We start from the raw sequence: 17902 nt of genomic DNA on the forward strand, positions 1-17902 counted from the left end.
TTCGAGATCTGCATCAGTTAGATCCGCATAATCTAGATCTGCGTTTTCGAGGTTTGCTTGATAGAGAATAGCTCGGCTTAGATCTGCATATTGAAGATTAGCATTGCTTAAATTTGCTTCACTTAAATCGACATCACTTAGATCTGCATATTGAAGATTAGCATCACTTAGATTTACTCCACTGAGATCGATATCACTTAGATCTGTATTTCTGAGGTTGCTTTTCTGTAAGTTAGCTCCTGCCTCGATCGATATCGCTATTGTTGCTAACTTTCCATAAATTTCTTCTGCAACCAGTGATTCATAACCTGATTCATATATACAATCATCAAAAATAGTTTCTGAGTCATAGAGACATCCACCAAAATCACAACGTTCTAGTTTAGCTTCACTAAAATTAGCTCCCTGCAAATTAGTTCTGATTAAGCGAACTTGATGCAATTTAATTCCTTTCAAGTTTGCTTCTCGAAGATTAGAATTTTCAAACGAAGAAAATGATATATTGGCATTTTCCAGATCGGCTCCTCTTAGATTTGCATCATTCCATCCAGATTCAAATAATCTTACCCCTTTTAAATTTGCATTACACAGATTTGCCTCTGCCAAACAGGTTTGGTCGAAATTAACATGAGCTAAACTAGCACCCTCAAAATCAATACCATTTAAATCTTGCCCACTTAGATCTTCATCATCTAGGACAACACCTTTGAAATCTCTCTCGCCAGCCTCATAACGTTGAATTAATTCTTGAGCATACATATTTTTTAGAAAATGGTATTCTAGAATTTACAATTAAGTTGTTATATTTAAAATTTATAGAGATTGAAGTCGATCGCTATCACACCAAACACAATGTCTTCATATATCCAATCGAGCAAGTAAAATTAACACTTTCAAATTCGATAGAGTCCCCTGTTTCCTAATTAACGATCTGCCAGTTTTCCGATTCATCTTTGCGATCGATCTCGATCGCTATTCGTTATCTAAATTGCATTGCTAGATAGAATTGCTAAGATTTTGTCGATTTCTTTGATATAGTAATCATTGGAATCGATAAAAGCAATTTGTCCTTGTAGCTTTAAAAACTTCCAATCCGTTCCAGTGGTAACTGCACCATATAGAATCTCGGTTGGATTGCCTTCTTTTTGATTGAATAAACGGGCGGCAATCATCGTAGCGATACATTGTCCTAATCCACTAGGAATGCTTTCATTTTTTGCTTCGACGATCGTCAGCACAGGGCTAGCAATATAATACTGTTCTGGCGATCGACTTAAAATAAAATCACAACGACCATCTAAACCTTGACTCGGATCGACTTCAAAGCTGCTGCCAGAGAAGATCGAAATTTGGTTTTTAAGCAATCGTCGAACTTCCATGAGAATTGGCATAATGACTAGTTCCGATCGTGCTTTCTCGGTATTAATCGCAGTAGCTAACGGAATTTGATCTTTGAGTACGAGTGATAGCAAATCGCTGGGTTGAATTGGGGTAATTTCCGCAAACAAATCTTGCGTTTCATCTGTGGTAATTGCAAAGTCGGATTTAACTTTACTCAGTGTGAAATTACTATACGCCATATTGATTCCACTCGATATTTTGAAATTTGATGGATTAGATCGATCGAGAAAAACTATTTTGGCTCGTATTCCGCACGATTGAAATCGTCGCTAGTGTTTCAAAACCCGCCTACGCGGGTTCGATATCTTAGTCCGCGTAGGCGGACTTTGCATCATGAGCGGCGGTTTCAACCGCTGATTATTTACAACCTGCGAAATACTATTTTAATACATCAATTCCCGCACATCGGTAACTTTACCCGTCACCGCCGCCGCGATTACCATTACTGGCGACATTAATAATGTCCGTCCCGACGACGAACCTTGACGACCTTTGAAGTTACGATTGGAAGATGATGCACTGAGTTGTCGTCCGACTAACTTGTCGGGATTCATCGCCAAACACATCGAGCACCCAGCCTCGCGCCATTCAAATCCTGCGTTTTTAAAAACTACGTCTAACCCTTCGGCTTCGGCTTGTTTTTTCACCCGCTCGGAACCAGGAACGATGAAGGCTTTAACTCCAGTGGCTACCTGTTTCCCTGCGGCGAATTTGGCGGCTTCGCGCAAGTCGGTGATGCGTCCGTTGGTGCAGCTTCCGACGAAGCAGACATCGACTTTGGTGCCGATAATTGGTGCCCCTGGTGCGAGATCCATGTACTGATAGGCTTCTTCGGCGATCGCGCGTTCGTCTGCGGGCATTTGAGCTACAGTCGGGATGGGTTCATCTACGCCGATGCCTTGAGCGGGGGTAATGCCCCAGGTGACTGTCGGGGCGATTTCGGCGGCATCGAAGACGACGACATCATCGTATTCGGCATCTTTATCGCTGCGGAGGCTTTCCCACCAAGCGATCGCTTTTTCCCAATCGGCTCCTTTAGGGGCAAAATCTAGCCCTTTAAGATAATCATAGGTGACTCGATCGGGGTTAATATAGCCACACCGCGCGCCACCTTCGATCGCCATGTTACAGACGGTCATTCGGGCTTCCATATCCATATTTTCAAAGGTAGTGCCAGCGAACTCGTAGGCATAGCCGACACCGCCTTTGACACCAAGTTTGCGGATAATATGCAGAATTACATCTTTGGCATATACGCCCAATTGGAGGGTACCGTTAACTTCGATTTTACGGACTTTTAGTTTACCTAAAGCCAGCGTTTGGGAGGCTAAAACGTCACGCACCTGAGATGTGCCAATTCCGAACGCGATCGCGCCAAATGCACCGTGGGTAGAGGTGTGACTATCTCCACAGGCGATCGTCATTCCTGGCTGTGTTAGCCCCTGCTCAGGCGCAATTACATGGACGATGCCTTGGCTACCAGAACCGACGTTGTAGAATCTAATCCCATGCTCTTTGGTGTTATTTTCGAGATGTTGCATCATCTCTTCGGCGAGGCTATCGGCAAGAGGGCGCGATTGGTCTTCGGTAGGTACGATATGATCGACGGTAGCGACGGTACGTTCTGGATAGGGGACTTTCAATCCTCGATCGCGCATCATGGCAAAGGCTTGGGGACTGGTGACTTCGTGGATCAGGTGCAAGCCGATGAATAGTTGGGTTTGTCCCGAAGGTAATGTAGCGACGGTATGTGCGTCCCAGACTTTATCGAATAATGTATTTTTGCTCATGGTTTAGTGAATAGTGGGTGTCAAATAATATTGAATGAGATTGGCTGAAAATGTTGGAACCTTCGATAGTGAGTTTCGGATACACTACAATTTATTTACTCATAGTCAGTACTCCGATCTTTCTCTCTTCGTTTTGCTCTAGCTTCATCAGATCTTGCTTTTTGAGCTTGTGGAGAGATCCATTCAAAAACAATACCATTGTTCTGATTTTTAGTTGGCTTCGTGTGAGCATCCAAACCAGCAAGGAAACCAAATAGAATACCTTCTGGATAAGCAGTGCAAGTACCATCGAATTGGTAATGCTTACATATCGGGCAGCCAGTCTTAGTAACTTGTGTCATAATCTTTCTGATTTGAATGTGATAAGTTACTCCTATTGTCTATAGATGCTATTAACTCAAGAAGTCGATATCTATCGCCCAATTTTCATCGATAAAATCTAGATTCTCATCGTATATCAAAACCACCTCACCAATCTTTCGCGATCGCTCGGAAAGATCGGCTATCTTGAGGTAATACTTGAGCTGTAAAAAGCGATCGACATTTGCTAAACCCACGTAACCACTAGCTAAAGCTGCTTGCAAAGTGCGAGGCAAATTAATTTCTTCATGATAGATATCTCGCTCGTCCCAGTAACCACAGACTTTATATTCACATAGCTCCAGATGTTCTTTAATTAGTGCTTCACTATCGATTGTTTCTAAAATATTTGTTAAATCTTGCCAAACTGGATTAGTTCTTAGTTCGATTTTACTCATAATCGTTACTGCTATTAATGTTCTGTATCTAAGCCAGGAAAGTATAAAATACCATCAATAAATCGGGCGTGGAACCTGCGATTACCACCTTTACCTAAAACTTTGGTTTTTAGATCGTAACCGTCTTCTTGTGAAGGAACTAGACCGATACTGCCTCGCGGTGAAACTTCTCCTTTTTCGATAGCTTTTAAATGCTTCCCCTTTCGATCGTATCTCGCTCCTAGCTTGATTTGCTCGTCAGCAAATGAAACTAGCAAACCAGCAGTCGATTGATAAATCGTATCTGGCTGAATATCGAACCAATCATTTGGTAATACATCCATTTAATTTGCTTTTAACTAACGTTGATAGACAATCCGAAATCGTCTTGGTGAACCAGATTCTACAGGATCGATAAAATCTTCAAAAGATACTTGAGTCAATCCGGTGGTTGTAAATCTATTTAATTCATCTTGAGTCAGGGGGAAAGGTAAATTCTCGCAAGGATCTTCAGAATTGCGACCGCGACAGATGACCAATAATTCGCCATTAGGGGCGACAAAATTACCGATCGCATCGATCTCATTGGGGCGAATATTTGCGGGTAAAGCTTGAATCGTATAAATCTCAATTACGAGATCGAAATTTAATTTCCAATCGGCTGGGGCGGTAAATAAATTGACAGCTTGATAATTTACCTGCGAGTGTGGAAATCTTTGATGACACCAATCGATCGCAGTTTGAGATAGATCGAATGCAGTTACTTTAGCACCGAGTTGAGCTAGATATTCGGCATCATCGCCTAAGCCACACCCGACAACTAATACGCGCCGATCTTGCAAATCAAGTTGGGATTTTTCAACCCAATCTACCAACCAATGATTTACGCCGCGATCTGCCCACGGAATTGCATCAAGATCTCCTTGCGCTTCTGCATAGAGTTTTTCAAACCAGCCTGTATAATCTCCTTTTGCATAAGCTTCCGTAAATAACTGATGAACGCGAGAACGAGATTTTGTCATAAGTTTTATTTCCTGATAACATTTGAATTATCCGTGGATAAAAAAGTAAGCAGTCATACTTATAGCAACGATCGATACAAACCGTCGAATAATTATTGGTGGAATCTGACGGGCAAAGTTGGCAATAAAATAACCACCCAAAGCACCACCGATCGCCATTATAATTGTTTGATGCCAAGCAATAATGCCTGCAAATAAAAAAGGGATAGTTGCAATGCCATTGATACAGGTTGCAAGCCATGTCTTTAGGGCATTCATGGCATGAATATTTCTAATGTTGAAAAAGGTGAGACTCGCCAACATCAAAATCCCAATACCTGCGCCGAAGAAACCACCATAGATTGCAACTATTAGTTGAATGATAACTAAATAAACTAGCGGTAGTGACTTGGGTGTGTCCGCTCGATTTAAAGATTGTAACCATTGCTTGAAAGATTCGCCGAAGATAAATACAACAGTTGCAAGTAATAATAAATAGGGAATTAACTTTTTAAAAACATCGGCGGATGTGTAGAGTAACAAGATCGAGCCGAGCAATCCACCCACTAGACTAACGATACTCAAAATTAAGATAGTTCGTCTATCGACATCTAAATCGCGACGGTATGCACTCGCACTTGCCAAACTAGCCACCCATAGGGCAGTATTATTAGTAGCATTAGCCGCGATCGGCGGTACGCCAGTAAAGATGAGTGTCGGAAAGCTAATGAAACTACCGCCACCAGCCACAGCATTCAATCCACCCGCGATAAAAGCAGTCGCAAATAAAAAGAAACCATTGAGATATGTGAGTTGTGGTGGTTCAATCGGCATATATTTAGAAAATGCCTCCGAATAAATTCGGGGCTAGCGTTGCAAAGTCCGCCTCTCTTGAAAAGGTGCTTTACTTGGGGAAACCCCAAGAACGCACTTTTCGCTATGCGGACTGACATATTAGTTTAGTCCGCGTAGGCGGACTTTGTATCATAAGCAGCGGTTTCAACCGCTGAAGCTCTAGATAATAAACTAATTATCGATCGTCAATTAATCCGGTTTAATCCCAATTAATAGAGCCAACTCTAACCATTTCCAATAACAATCTACATCTGCAAATCCAATCTCCCTCAGATATCCTAGTTGGGTTTCGACATCTAGTAGCTTATTAGATGGATCTTCATTCTCTGCTGTATATCCGATCTTGCTAAGAAACTGAATGTGAATCTTATCATTAGGCGATGCGACGTGTTCGAGATTGGCAAATACACCACCAGGCATTAATAAATTAAATATTTCCGCATATAAAGAGCGTTTGCGATCGTGTGTGACATGATGAATGGCAAAACTTGAAACGATCGCATCAAACTTACCCAAATCTGGTAATCGATCGTCTAAATTATGAGTGATAATTTCAATAGAATCATCATCATTAAATCTGTCTCTAGCTTTTTCCAGCATTAATGGTGAAAAGTCTAACGCAATTCCCGTCGCTGAAGGTCGATCTATTTTGAGTAATGCCATCAGTCTCCCGTCGCCAGTACCCAAATCGAGGATACGTTGGGCTGTTTTTGGGATATAGTCCAACAAGACAGCTTCACCCTCGGTACGATGGGGAATACTATCGGCTTTGGCTAGATAGCCGAGCGCGTGTTCGGTAGTAGACCATAGATTTACCATAATATTGCGCTAAGGCTGCGGTAATGGTTGCTGTGGGGTTGTATCACTACTATAGACAAGGAGTTTGTGCTTGTCCAATATATATTAGGATCATTATTAATACTTTAAAAGTATCACTCGCTGACAAAGCCTATCTAACCCCGTCATTTTCCCAGTTATGTTAAAGTCTACAGTTTCTCAAGTTTGCCTATTTATGGCTGCTAATTTGGCATTCATAAATTATCCGATGCTAGCAGCAATTAAGATTAATACTAATTTAGCAATCTCTAATGATTTAGCCTTAAACCAACCTGCTGACGCACAAAGTAAAAAACCAGAAGATCCGATCTTTGAAGATATTGTCTTAAATCGAGTCGATAAATTAAAGCAATTTCTCGACCGAGGTGGTAGTCCCGATCGATATTTTTATGCGGCGGTTAATGCAGGTGCGATCGATTCTGTAACCATGATGATCTCTCGCAGGGCAAATGTTAATCTACCCAGCGACGAGGGCGTAACACCACTCATGACTTCAGTTCGCATTACTTATCGCGGTACTATAGAAATAACAGAACTGTTAATTAAAAAAGGTGCAAATGTCAATGCGCGGGCAAGTAAGGGTAGCACCGCTTTAATGTATGCATCTTCGGGGGTAGCCGCGCATTATGAAGATGATTACGTACGGGTAGTACGGCTGTTAATTAAAAATGGTGCGAAGGTAAATGTTCAGAACAAAATGGGTGCTACACCTTTGAGCATTGCTAAGGAAGGAAAATGGAACAAAATAATGATAGTGCTGAAAAAAGCAGGTGCTAAATTCTAATTAGATTATGCTTTAATTAAAGTAAGCACAATTTATGAATTGCATTGCTTCAATATTATTCATTCGATCGAAGATCTAGCCAGTCATGCTCAAACAAATAGATTGCGATTTATGGGTTGTCGAACGACCGTTTAGATTCTTTGGGTTAGAAGTCGGAACGAGAATGACGATCGTGCGATTGAAGACTGGCGATTTAGTTGCAATTTCGCCGATTAAGGTCGATCGAGAAACAGCCGAACAGATCGGTTTATTAGGTGCTGTAAAATATATTGTTGCTCCCAATCTCTATCATCATTTATTCGTCCAAGACTTTCGATCTATCTATCCCGATGCCCAACTATGGGCGACATCGAGTTTAACTGAGAAAAGACCAGATTTAGCGATCGACATACCAATTACAGATCGACAAAATAGCCTGTTCGATGAAATAGATTATTTATTATTCGATGGGTTTCAAACACTTTTGCCCAATGGTTACACCCCTTTGAATGAATATGTATTTTGTCACCGAGCTAGTAGCACATTGATTTTAACCGATACTGCTTTTCATTTCGATGAGAGTTTCGTTCCCCTCACTCAATTAGTTGCAAAATTGACGGGTGGATATAAATTATTAAGACCGTCACCACTTGAAAAAATAGCAACACAAGATAAACAATCGGTAAAAAATGCTGTCGATCGAGTATTATTATGGGACTTCGATCGAGTCATCGTGGCTCATGGCAGTATTTTAGAAACTGGCGGTAAACAACAATTTAAAGCTGGCTATGATTGGTTTTTCAAGGCTTAACTAATTCGCAGATTGCTGGATTGGATCGATCTGTACAAAACTTTATATAACGCGAACGTTAGTACCAATCTCAATTTTAAGCGCATACAGAGATCGATCGCATTCCTGGTTAGTAAATTTGTATACCCTCAGTCTTGACGACAGTACAAAGAAACTGCAAAAGTACTTATGTACGTAGCGTCACTGCCACGAGCAGTTAAAATATGATGACTAATCCAATGCAACAGCATGGTGCTTTCAGTTGGTGCGAGCTGATTACCACCGACACGACAGCCGCTAAAGAATTTTACTCGCGATTATTTGGTTGGGAGATTATCGATCGACCAGTAGCTGGGATGATGTATAGTGTTTTGAACATCGAAGATCGAGGTGTCGGTGGTTTGATGGGTATGACTCCTGAGCTGCCTGCAATGCCGCCAAGTTGGGGCGTGTATGTTACCGTCGATGATGTAGATACGACGATTAAGTTGGTAGAAGATTTGGGTGGCATCGTTAAGTATCCACCAACCGATATTCCCGATACCGGGCGATTTGCGTTGATTCAAGATCCACAAGGCGCAGTATTTTCGATTATTTCTTACAGCTCGACAACCTGAAGCCACGATCGCGAATTAACGATCGAGATGCCACTGACACTTTAATGATAGCGGACAGCGATCGCAATCTGGATTTTGCGCCTTACAAGCTAATGCGCCAAAGTCTAATAAAGCGAGATTCCAGGTTCCGACTTTAGTTTTCGGTGCGATTAAATCTGCTGCGCCCCAGAGAATTTTGCACCGAGATTTAACTCTCTCCCCTTGTAATCCAAAGAAACGTTCGAGAATCCGCGCGACGTTAGCATCTAGTACGGCTAATGGCTGATTGAATGATTGAGAGCCGATAGCGCGAGCGGTATAGTCGCCGATTCCTGGCAATTTAAGCAGTTGTTTTTGGTCTTGAGGTACTTTACCATCATATTCTCTGATGACGATCTGGGCGCATTGTTGCAGCCGTTCGGCGCGGAAAAATAAGCCTAGTGGTTGGAGAATTTTGGCAACATCATCGAGATCGGCGGTAGCTAAATCTTGGATGGTGGGATAATGTTCTAGAAATAGTTCGTAAATGGGTGCGACTGTATCTGCGTCGGTTTTTTGGAGCAAAGATTCGGCGACGAGAAGATGGTAAGAATTGGTGGTTTTTCGCCACGGATAATCGCGTCGATTGACAACTCCCCACGCAGAAAGCTGTTTGCGAAACCACTTAATGCGATCGGCTGATGGATAATCTGAATGGGTAGATCTAGGTGATGTTCCTGAGGATACCATTAAGTTGTAATGAGGATAAGCTATTAGTATTATTCGCTAAGTTATCGCAGTATTATCTAGCACGATTGGAGATCGATTCAACTTTGTTATGGAACTTCGTCACTTACGATATTTTAGTACTGTCGCTACCGAATTACATTTTGGACGAGCGGCCGAGAAGTTACATATCGCTCAACCACCATTAAGCAAACAAATTCAAGATTTAGAAGCAGAATTAGGCTTTGAATTATTTAACCGTACTAAAAGATCTGTTTCACTTACGCCTGCGGGCAAGGAGTTTTTAACTGAAGTAGAACGAATCTTTCAACAACTAGATCGGGCGATCGATATTGGGCGAAAAACTAGTCGCGGCGAACTCGGTCAAATCTCGATTGGGTTTGTCGGTTCGGCAACTTATAATATTTTACCAGTAATGCTCCAGAAGTTTCACGATCGCTATCCAAATGTGCGAATTGAGTTACATGAATTGACTACCGATCGCCAATTAGTCTGGCTGCGAGAAGGTAGAATCGATCTGGGCTTAATCCGTCCGCCAATTGTCGAGCGAGATCTTGTCAGTCAGGTAATTTTTCAGGAATCTTTAGTGGTGGTGTTACCGATTAACCACCCATCAGCGATGTTAGATGCGATCGAAGTTAGTTCGTTAGCTGCCGAGCCGTTTATTCTATTTCCCCGCCAACTCGCACCGGGATTATACGATCCGATTATTGCTATTTGTCAAGCGGTTGGCTTCAGCCCTAATGTAGTTCAAGAATGCATTCAAATGCAAACGATCGTGAGTTTGGTATCGGCAAATATGGGGATTTCAATTTTACCAGAATCGATCCAGTCAGCTCAACGGCAAGGGGTTGTTTACAAACCAATTCAATCGAGCGATTTAAGTATCGAAAAATTAGCGACAATTGCGATCGTCTGGAGAATTAATGATGATTCGCCAACGATGAATAGATTTTTAGAAACCGCAGTAGGTTATCAGTAGGGGTAATTCATGAATTACCCCTGAGATCGCCGATCTAGATTTTACCATCTAATACTAAATACCAACGTCCTGCATAGAGTTTTAATTCTCCCTTACTTTGATACTGAAGGACGATCGAATCTTCAAAGTTTTTATTTTTGCCCTGCCGATCTACATACATCCCTTTGAGCTTGGCATTCCATAACATTGGTGTAGACTTATCATAATTTATTTTTCGATTCTGAATTTTATACCCACCAAACTTAATAATTTTAGTTTTAATTTCTTTAGTTAAAATAGCATCTTCAGATACTAATTGAGACATCAGGTTCTCATCTTTAGTTTCTAAGGATTGCAAGTATTGTTCGACAACTCGATCGGGTGTAGCAGCACCGCGTTTATTTGGTGCTTCACATGACTGAATCGAGCCGGAAATAACAATCGATAATACGAGGAAGATCGATCGCTTATGAATTGAAAATTTACTAGATAATTTTAGTGTCTGCATATCAACTAACTCGCATCTATAATATCAACTCGACAGCAAATCGATCGTTTAATTTATATCCCAACTCCTATCTCTTATCTCCGAAATCCGACATCCCATCTCCGCTCTAGATTGCTATTTTCTTTTCAAGGTTTTAACCTCAGCACTAGTGAGATCTCGCCAAGATCCTAATGATAAACCTTCAAGTGATAGTAACCCGATCGCGACCCGAACCAATCTTAATGTGGGAAAACCTACGGCGGCTGTCATGCGGCGGACTTGGCGATTTTTGCCTTCAGTAAGGGTTAATTCTAACCAAGCAGTCGGAATATTTTGGCGATCGCGAATTGGTGGATCGCGCGGTGGTAAAGTTGGCTCGGTTGCTAATAACTGCACTCGTGCGGGTTTAGTGCGATAATCTTGGACTTCTACACCAGTTGCTAGCCGCTCTAAGGCTTCAGTGTCGGGAATCTTTTCCACCTGTACCCAATAGGTGCGCGGATGTCCGTACTGAGGATCGCTGAGGCGATGTTGCAATCTCCCATCATCCGTTAGCATTACCAAACCTTCGCTATCCCAATCTAATCTGCCGACTGGATATACATCGGGGACGGGGATAAAATCTTTAAGTGTCTGTCTGCCGTTATCGTCGGTAAACTGGCTGAGAACGCCGTAGGGCTTGTAGAAAATGATATAACGCATGGGAAGCCCAAATAGTCTATTTTGCAGCTTGAGCGACCAACCAGCCGCCGATCGCGAGTCCGATAAAATTGGGCAACCAACCAGCTAAAAATGGTGAGATAATCTCGGCTTGTCCCAACGCGCCACAAATGAACATAATCATATAATAGCCAAAAATCATCAGTACGCTAACGCCAAAACTAGTCGCTTTTCCCGCCCGCTGCGGGCGAATTCCCATCGCCGAACCGATTAGACTAAAAACGATACAGACGAATGGTAATGCTAATTTGTTTTGAATTTTGACAGCCACCGAGAGAATTTTTTTATTATCGCCGCTGAGTCTGATTTGCTCTAAATAGTCCATCGATTCAGATGCACTCATATCGTCAGGGTTTTTGTCTGGTGCTGCTAATTCAAATGGCGATTTAGGTAATTGGAGTTGTTGATGTTGGAATGTGATGATGTTGCGATAGGAAGCATCGGGCGAAACTAAATAGATAGTGCCATTAGTAAAATCCCAAGTATTTTTCTCGCTATCTAAAACAGCCGACTCAGCATTAAGAATTTGGTTGAGTTTGCCATCTTGTTGCGATCGATCGACGATCGTTAAGCCAGTCATCGTTTTTCCATCGAATTTCTCGGCATAAAATAACCGAACCAATACTTGTTCTTTATTACCATCACGAACGATCTCTTTATATTCAGGAACGATAATATTTTCTTTTTTAAATGCTGGCTTCTCTTGTTTTAAGGCTCTAGTCAGTGTCGTTGTCGCTCGTTGGCTGGCTGTCGGTACGACTAATTCGTTAAAAAAGAAGGTAATTCCCGTGACAATAAAGCTCAAAATTACCGCAGGCAAAATTAAGCGATAAACACTAATACCACAACTCCGAAAGGCAATAATTTCACTCGAAGCCGAAAAGCTGCCGTAAGTCATCATCCCCGATAGGAGAATCGACATCGGAAAAGCATAGACTATATATTGAGGCATTTTTAGTGCCATAACTTCGAGGGCAATTGTAATCGGCAAGCCAGCTTCAGCAACTTGTCGGACGAGATCGAATAAACTCCCAACGGCTAAAACGATCGATGAAAATGCACCCACCCCAAATAAAAATGGCATCAATAATTGAGTGACGATATATCGATCCATCACTGAAATGCCTGGAAGTAAAATCCGCGATAAACTTAGATGATTATTCACTATTACCTAAACTTGAAAATTACTACCTAAATAATATTGTCTGACCAGCGGATTGGCGTACATTTCTTCACTACTACCGGAGGCAAATACTTGACCTTCGCGCATAATATACGCTCGATCGGTCACTGCTAAAGTTTCCCGCACGTTATGATCGGTAATCAGAATTCCCATATGTCGATCGCGTAATTTGGCAATAATTTTCTGAATTTCTGCGACAGCGATCGGATCTACACCCGCGAAAGGTTCGTCTAAAAATAGAAACTTTGGCCCATCGATTCCCGCTGCTAACGATCGCGCAATTTCAGTCCGGCGACGTTCGCCACCCGATACTTGATTTCCGAGCGTATGTATCACTTTCTCTAGATTAAATTCGGTTATTAAATCTGTAAGTTTGCGATCCCAAAGCTTGCGAGGTACTTTGGTTTGTTCCAGCACTAGCAAAATATTATCGAGTACGGTTAAACTCCGAAAAATACTTGCCTCCTGTGCTAAATAGCCGATTCCTAACCGCGCCCGCTGATGAATTGATAAACTAGTAATATCTTCATCATCCAGCCAAACTTTGCCCTGATTGGGCTTTTCTAGCCCGGTAGCGATATAAAACGTAGTAGTTTTTCCCGCACCATTAGGGCCGAGTAAACCAACAATTTCACCCTGCGCTACCGACAGACTGACACGATTGACAATATTTCGCTTCCCGTAGGATTTATGAATGTTTTCGAGGATAATCTTCACGGGATACAGTATTGACGATCGGGTAAAATCACGCTCTTTACTGACTGCTATTTTTGTCGGGAATGACATAGATAGATTGGACGGGAACGCCCGGTTTTTGTTTGGCGACAAATCGCCCCTCCCCAATTAAATAGGTAATAGTATCGCCCTGGAGACTACTTCCATTTTGCACCACTAGCACATTGCCAGATAAAATAATTTGGTCGCCCTTAATATTATATTGCGCCGTATTTGCCTGCGCTTGGAGCTTTTTGTCAGGATAGCTGAGCCGCACGTTCCCGCGTGCGGTGACGATTTCGGTTTTGGTGTTGGCTTCTTGAGTATTCGCGAGGATCGTCAACCCTTTGCCGCCCTGTTCGGGGATAATATAATTGCTGCGAACTTGTTGTTTTGCCTTAGGATTGGCAATAAATTTACCTTCATCGATTAAATAAGTCACAGTTTCGCCTGCTAAAGTATTGCCCTCTTGCAAGATGGTGACATTACCAGTCAGAACGATGCGATTTTCCTTAATATAGAATTGAGCCAGATTGGCTTTAGCTTGAATGTTGCGACTGGGGTAGCGCAGTTGGACATTCCCTCGTGCGGTGGCTACTTGGGAGATAGAATTGGCTTCTTGAATATCTGCGTCGATCGAGAATCCTTTGGAATTGGGCTGTTGGGCTTGAACGAGGATTGGTGACGGTAACGAGATCGTGCCACAAAAGACAATCGCAGACAACAGCAGTAGTCGTCGCCAATCGAAGTAGCGGTGGAAAGTGTGAGTTAAGCGTTGCATGTATTAAATCTTATCTGGATTTGGTAGTCCCGATCGCTCGGACGGCAAAAATTTTCCGATTGCCTTTGCAGGCGCGAGGAGCCGGAACGGTTTAATGCCTGACTTCCTTGACGCGCAAGATTTATGATTAGTTGCGATCGATATGCGGATCGAGATATTGTATATGTGCCAATATTTCGCCCATCAGCCACCGCTGCTCGGCACGATCGAGATACTTACCAAAAGAATACAGCGATAGATGCTTGGTTTCACCCAGTATATAATCAACTCGATAGTATCGCTCCACCGAAATTTTAAATTCAATCCCCCCTTTCTCACTCAATCTGCCTGCTGCCCGATAATGTACATTTTCGATATCTCTGAGCTTGATTGTCTGGTTTGAGATCGAGATTCTGCCTAGTTTCGTCTGACAGATTGCCTGTAGATCGACTATTTCTAGTTCGTGCTGACAGATAACCACGGTACAGAAATGCCATAGCACGCGCAGCATCCACGGAATTATTACCGTGCCAAATAACAATAGCGGCAGCCATAATTCTCCAGGTAAAACGGCAATGCGGATTATCCACCAGCCAGCGATCGCTAACAATAGCAATAACATGGCAGTTAGAAAAGTTTTTTGACTGGCACTCGTCGCCAGCCAAATTGGGGGAATGACTATTTTCATCGCTTCTCCCCGATATGAAACTTGGGAGATCGGCTGTTTGGGGCGATCGATTTTAGCGACAGCTTTACCCTGCAAAGCAGCTAAAGCTTGGGCGGCATTACGATAGCGATCCTCCGGGATCGGCTCTAATAATCTTTCTAGCCAATTAGCAAAATCGGGTGAAGTTTTGACTCGCGATCGAAAGTCTATTTTCATCTGCTTGACGGGTAAATCTGCCGGGTCTTGCCCAGATTTGAGATAGAGTAATGTCGCTCCTAAGCCATATAAATCGGTTGCTAACACCGCTTGTCCGCGAAATTGTTCGGGAGCCATATAACCACAAGTGCCGACGATCGTACTGCCGCCTGTGATGGCGAGGTGATAAGTATCGCGCACGGCTCCAAAGTCTACTAAGTAAAGCTTACCCGACTCGCTCCACAATAGGTTTTGTGGTTTGAGATCGCGATGAATAATTGGTGGTGTAAACGTCTGAAGATAAATTAAAATGTCTAAAATCTGGGTGGCGATGTCTTGTAATTCCGATTCGCTAAACAGATATCCCGACTCCACCCAACTAGTTAAAGTTCGCCCTGGTGCGATCGCTTGCACTAGGCAATAAGCATCTTCCCCAGCAATCTCAGTCTGAAAAGTGTCTAAATAGCGGGGAATTGCGGGATGATTTAGTTGTGCGAGAATTTTAGCTTCGCGATCGAATAATTCGAGCGTTTTCCAATCTCCCATCCCGCGCAAACTCAAGACTTTAATTGCCACTTCAGTTTGAGATCGATCGTCTAAAGCGCGATAAGTTTTACCGCTACCGCCTTCGCCTAATAAGCCGATAATCTGATAACTAGTTCCTAACCTCGAAACGATTTGGTTCATTATTTTACACCTGTATTATCGGGGTCGGCTTTACATCTAGACGATCTGGGTGGTGCTGCTTTAATTAACTCCAGTGCGTTCTTACCGTGACGATTTTTTTGCAGCGGGTTTCCGCCATAGCCAATTAATCGATCGGTTACCGGGAAGAAATCTCTTTTAGCTAATATATGTAATGCCGTATCGCCATCCTCATTCACAGCTTGAATATTCACTCGATACTGAATGAATAAATCTAGAATATAAAATGCCATCGATCGCTTCTGTTGACATTGAAAGACTCCATCAAGATTACCAAGTAAATGTAATGCTGTATTACCATAACGATCGACAAGATTGGGATTGGCACCTTTAGCTAGTAATAACTTAATAATTTTTGGAGACGCTAGATTTAGATCTAGTGGTGGCACCGCAGAGCTAGTAAAATTAGCCGATGTAAAGGTATCTCCGTAACCATCGCGGGCGGCGGCATCGATCGCGACTTTCAGAGGAGTTTTGCCATATCTATCTGGAACGTTAATTTCAGAGTTTTTAGATAGCAACAGCTTGACAGGCTCGAAGTAATTTCTGGAAATTGCATTAATTAATGGAGTTTCACCTAAATTATTTTGCAGATCTGTTCTCGCTCCATTAGCTAATAAAATACCAATTGTTTTCACCTGATTGCTTCTGATGCTAGCTAGATGCAAAGGTGTATTCCCGCGATCGTCAGCTTGATTAATGTCTACATTTGCCAATACTAGTTGCTTGGCGATCGATGCAATTTCAGTTTTATTAAATTCTCCCTCACTAGCCGCTAACAGATGCCAGAGCGAAGATTTATTATCCATCTGCTCATGAGGATCGGCACCATATTTGAGTAAATATTTAACAGCACTGGCTTTTTGTTCTGCCACGGCAAACATTAGCGGTGTCGAACCATTGTGACTCTCGATCTTAATATTAGCTTTGCGATCTAATAAATAAAGCAGAATCTGGAGCTGTCGATCGCAATCTTTTCGCTGATTGCCCTCGATCGGGCAAGACATTTTAATTGCCTGATGTAGTGGTGTAAAACCATCATTACTGCTGAGACTATCGATATCGGCACCGTTATCGAGCAAATATTTAACAACTTCAATTTGCCCGCGATCGATCGCACAGTGCAGTAATGAACCCGATTGAAAGAATGAAACAGAACGATATCCAAGCATCCCAGCTTCATTCATTACAACAGTAGCATTCACACTCACACCGCGATCGAGATACTTACGAACAGATTTTATATCGTTGCTACCGATCGCATCACAAATATCGCGGGCGGGAAAGCCAAGTCTGGTAATAAAAGTATATCGATATCCATAAATTAGCGGCACAAATATCGCCAAGATCATAGCGGTAATTGCCGCACCTCGCCACGGAAAACTAATTTGAGTACTCCGTTGAGTGCGAAACCAATTTGGTTTTTGCAAGGCAGTTAGAGCCGCTGCTGTCGATGTAAATCTAGCAGATAGATCTGGCTCTAACATCGTCTCTAGCCAGTCGGCAAACCGATCGGAGATATTCACCCGATCGCGAAAATTCAGCTTCAATCTTTCCTGGGGTAAATCCGCAGGCGATCGATGAGTCAATAGATATAAAATAGTCGCACCCAAGCCATACAAATCGCTCGCAGGTACCGCCGCACCCCGAAACTGTTCGGGAGCCATATAGCCAAAAGTACCCGCCACCGTGCTGCCTTTAAGCAGCGTATGATTATAAACATCTTGTACCGCTCCAAAATCGACAAGAAACACTCGCCCATCATCATTACGAATGATATTGTGAGGCTTGAGATCGCGATGAATCAGCGGCGGCGATTGCTGGTGGAGGTATTGCAAAATTTCGAGCAACTGACTGGCAATACTCGCACTTGAGCTTCAGTTCCCCGCCAGCCAGACTGCACCCATGCCGTTAGGGGTTTACCAGGTGCTAGTTGTTGAACGATATAAAATGCACGATTTTCAGGAGTATCGACATGAAAATACTCCAAATATTTAGGAATCTGAGGATGGTT

At 42.6% G+C, this 17902-nt stretch carries 21 protein-coding genes and 1 pseudogene; 4 read left to right on the top strand and 18 right to left on the bottom strand.

All coding sequences use genetic code 11. The features are described from left to right. From RMO79_RS02580 to RMO79_RS02620, 9 genes are all read right to left on the bottom strand, one after another. Positions 1 to 759: pentapeptide repeat-containing protein (locus RMO79_RS02580; RefSeq protein WP_310481494.1), on the bottom strand; the 759-nt coding region annotated here is incomplete at its 3' end. 224 nt (positions 760 to 983) lie between these two features. Continuing rightward, a complete protein-coding gene (locus RMO79_RS02585) occupies positions 984 to 1580 on the bottom strand; it encodes a hypothetical protein (protein WP_310481495.1) in 597 nt (198 codons plus the stop codon). A 204-nt stretch (positions 1581 to 1784) separates the two neighbouring features. Continuing rightward, positions 1785 to 3191, bottom strand: a complete 1407-nt coding sequence (leuC, locus tag RMO79_RS02590; RefSeq protein ID WP_310481496.1) for a 3-isopropylmalate dehydratase large subunit — start codon at positions 3189 to 3191, stop codon at positions 1785 to 1787. A 95-nt stretch (positions 3192 to 3286) separates the two neighbouring features. After that, a complete protein-coding gene (locus RMO79_RS02595) occupies positions 3287 to 3532 on the bottom strand; it encodes a hypothetical protein (RefSeq protein WP_310481497.1) in 246 nt (81 codons plus the stop codon). Between the two features lie 51 nt (positions 3533 to 3583). Beyond that, positions 3584 to 3949, bottom strand: a complete 366-nt coding sequence (locus RMO79_RS02600) for a hypothetical protein (RefSeq protein ID WP_310481498.1) — start codon at positions 3947 to 3949, stop codon at positions 3584 to 3586. Positions 3950 to 3963: 14 nt separating this feature from the next. Then, on the bottom strand, positions 3964 to 4272 hold the full coding sequence (locus RMO79_RS02605; protein ID WP_310481499.1) for a hypothetical protein: 309 nt from the start codon (positions 4270 to 4272) through the stop codon (positions 3964 to 3966). A 15-nt stretch (positions 4273 to 4287) separates the two neighbouring features. Further along, positions 4288 to 4950: a class I SAM-dependent methyltransferase gene (locus tag RMO79_RS02610; protein ID WP_310481500.1), complete on the bottom strand. Its 663-nt coding sequence runs from the start codon at positions 4948 to 4950 to the stop codon at positions 4288 to 4290. Between the two features lie 27 nt (positions 4951 to 4977). Continuing rightward, positions 4978 to 5763: a sulfite exporter TauE/SafE family protein gene (locus RMO79_RS02615; protein WP_310481501.1), complete on the bottom strand. Its 786-nt coding sequence runs from the start codon at positions 5761 to 5763 to the stop codon at positions 4978 to 4980. 210 nt (positions 5764 to 5973) lie between these two features. Beyond that, positions 5974 to 6603: a class I SAM-dependent methyltransferase gene (locus RMO79_RS02620; RefSeq protein ID WP_310481502.1), complete on the bottom strand. Its 630-nt coding sequence runs from the start codon at positions 6601 to 6603 to the stop codon at positions 5974 to 5976. Positions 6604 to 6760: 157 nt separating this feature from the next. Between RMO79_RS02620 and RMO79_RS02625 the strand changes: the two genes are divergently transcribed. The 3 genes from RMO79_RS02625 (at position 6761) to RMO79_RS02635 (ending at position 8791) form a co-directional block, all read left to right on the top strand. After that, entirely contained in the window at positions 6761 to 7405 is a 645-nt protein-coding gene (locus RMO79_RS02625; RefSeq protein ID WP_310481503.1) for an ankyrin repeat domain-containing protein, read from the top strand. An 85-nt stretch (positions 7406 to 7490) separates the two neighbouring features. Then, complete coding sequence (locus RMO79_RS02630; protein WP_310481504.1) at positions 7491 to 8195, top strand: DUF4336 domain-containing protein; 705 nt, start codon at positions 7491 to 7493, stop codon at positions 8193 to 8195. 203 nt (positions 8196 to 8398) lie between these two features. Next, positions 8399 to 8791: a VOC family protein gene (locus tag RMO79_RS02635; protein WP_310481505.1), complete on the top strand. Its 393-nt coding sequence runs from the start codon at positions 8399 to 8401 to the stop codon at positions 8789 to 8791. Between the two features lie 15 nt (positions 8792 to 8806). Here the strand turns inward: RMO79_RS02635 and RMO79_RS02640 are convergent, their stop codons facing one another. Continuing rightward, on the bottom strand, positions 8807 to 9499 hold the full coding sequence (locus RMO79_RS02640; protein ID WP_310481506.1) for a helix-hairpin-helix domain-containing protein: 693 nt from the start codon (positions 9497 to 9499) through the stop codon (positions 8807 to 8809). Between the two features lie 88 nt (positions 9500 to 9587). Here RMO79_RS02640 and RMO79_RS02645 point away from each other — a divergent pair, with 88 nt between their 5' ends. After that, positions 9588 to 10478, top strand: coding sequence for a LysR family transcriptional regulator (locus tag RMO79_RS02645; protein WP_310481507.1), 891 nt, complete (start codon positions 9588 to 9590; stop codon positions 10476 to 10478). 34 nt (positions 10479 to 10512) lie between these two features. Here the strand turns inward: RMO79_RS02645 and RMO79_RS02650 are convergent, their stop codons facing one another. From RMO79_RS02650 to RMO79_RS02685, 8 genes and pseudogenes are all read right to left on the bottom strand, one after another. After that, positions 10513 to 10965 carry a hypothetical protein gene (locus tag RMO79_RS02650; protein WP_310481508.1) on the bottom strand — a complete coding sequence of 151 codons (453 nt, stop codon included), beginning with the start codon at positions 10963 to 10965 and terminating at the stop codon, positions 10513 to 10515. A gap of 114 nt (positions 10966 to 11079) precedes the next feature. Then, complete coding sequence (locus RMO79_RS02655; RefSeq protein ID WP_310481509.1) at positions 11080 to 11646, bottom strand: pseudouridine synthase; 567 nt, start codon at positions 11644 to 11646, stop codon at positions 11080 to 11082. Positions 11647 to 11662: 16 nt separating this feature from the next. Beyond that, complete coding sequence (locus RMO79_RS02660) at positions 11663 to 12778, bottom strand: LptF/LptG family permease (RefSeq protein WP_396136505.1); 1116 nt, start codon at positions 12776 to 12778, stop codon at positions 11663 to 11665. Between the two features lie 57 nt (positions 12779 to 12835). After that, entirely contained in the window at positions 12836 to 13564 is a 729-nt protein-coding gene (lptB, locus tag RMO79_RS02665) for an LPS export ABC transporter ATP-binding protein (protein WP_310481514.1), read from the bottom strand. A 37-nt stretch (positions 13565 to 13601) separates the two neighbouring features. Then, entirely contained in the window at positions 13602 to 14342 is a 741-nt protein-coding gene (locus RMO79_RS02670) for an LptA/OstA family protein (protein ID WP_310481511.1), read from the bottom strand. 127 nt (positions 14343 to 14469) lie between these two features. Next, positions 14470 to 15870 carry a serine/threonine-protein kinase gene (locus RMO79_RS02675; protein ID WP_310481512.1) on the bottom strand — a complete coding sequence of 467 codons (1401 nt, stop codon included), beginning with the start codon at positions 15868 to 15870 and terminating at the stop codon, positions 14470 to 14472. Then, entirely contained in the window at positions 15870 to 17726 is a 1857-nt protein-coding gene (locus RMO79_RS02680) for an ankyrin repeat domain-containing protein (protein WP_310481513.1), read from the bottom strand. Before RMO79_RS02680 ends, RMO79_RS02675 begins: the two co-directional genes overlap by 1 nt. Beyond that, positions 17693 to 17902: pseudogene (locus tag RMO79_RS02685) on the bottom strand (hypothetical protein); the annotation flags it as partial. The pseudogene RMO79_RS02685 and the gene RMO79_RS02680, both read right to left, overlap by 34 nt.

Source organism: Chamaesiphon sp. VAR_48_metabat_403 (assembly GCF_031422475.1).
Taxonomy (GTDB): Bacteria; Cyanobacteriota; Cyanobacteriia; order Cyanobacteriales; family Chamaesiphonaceae; genus Chamaesiphon.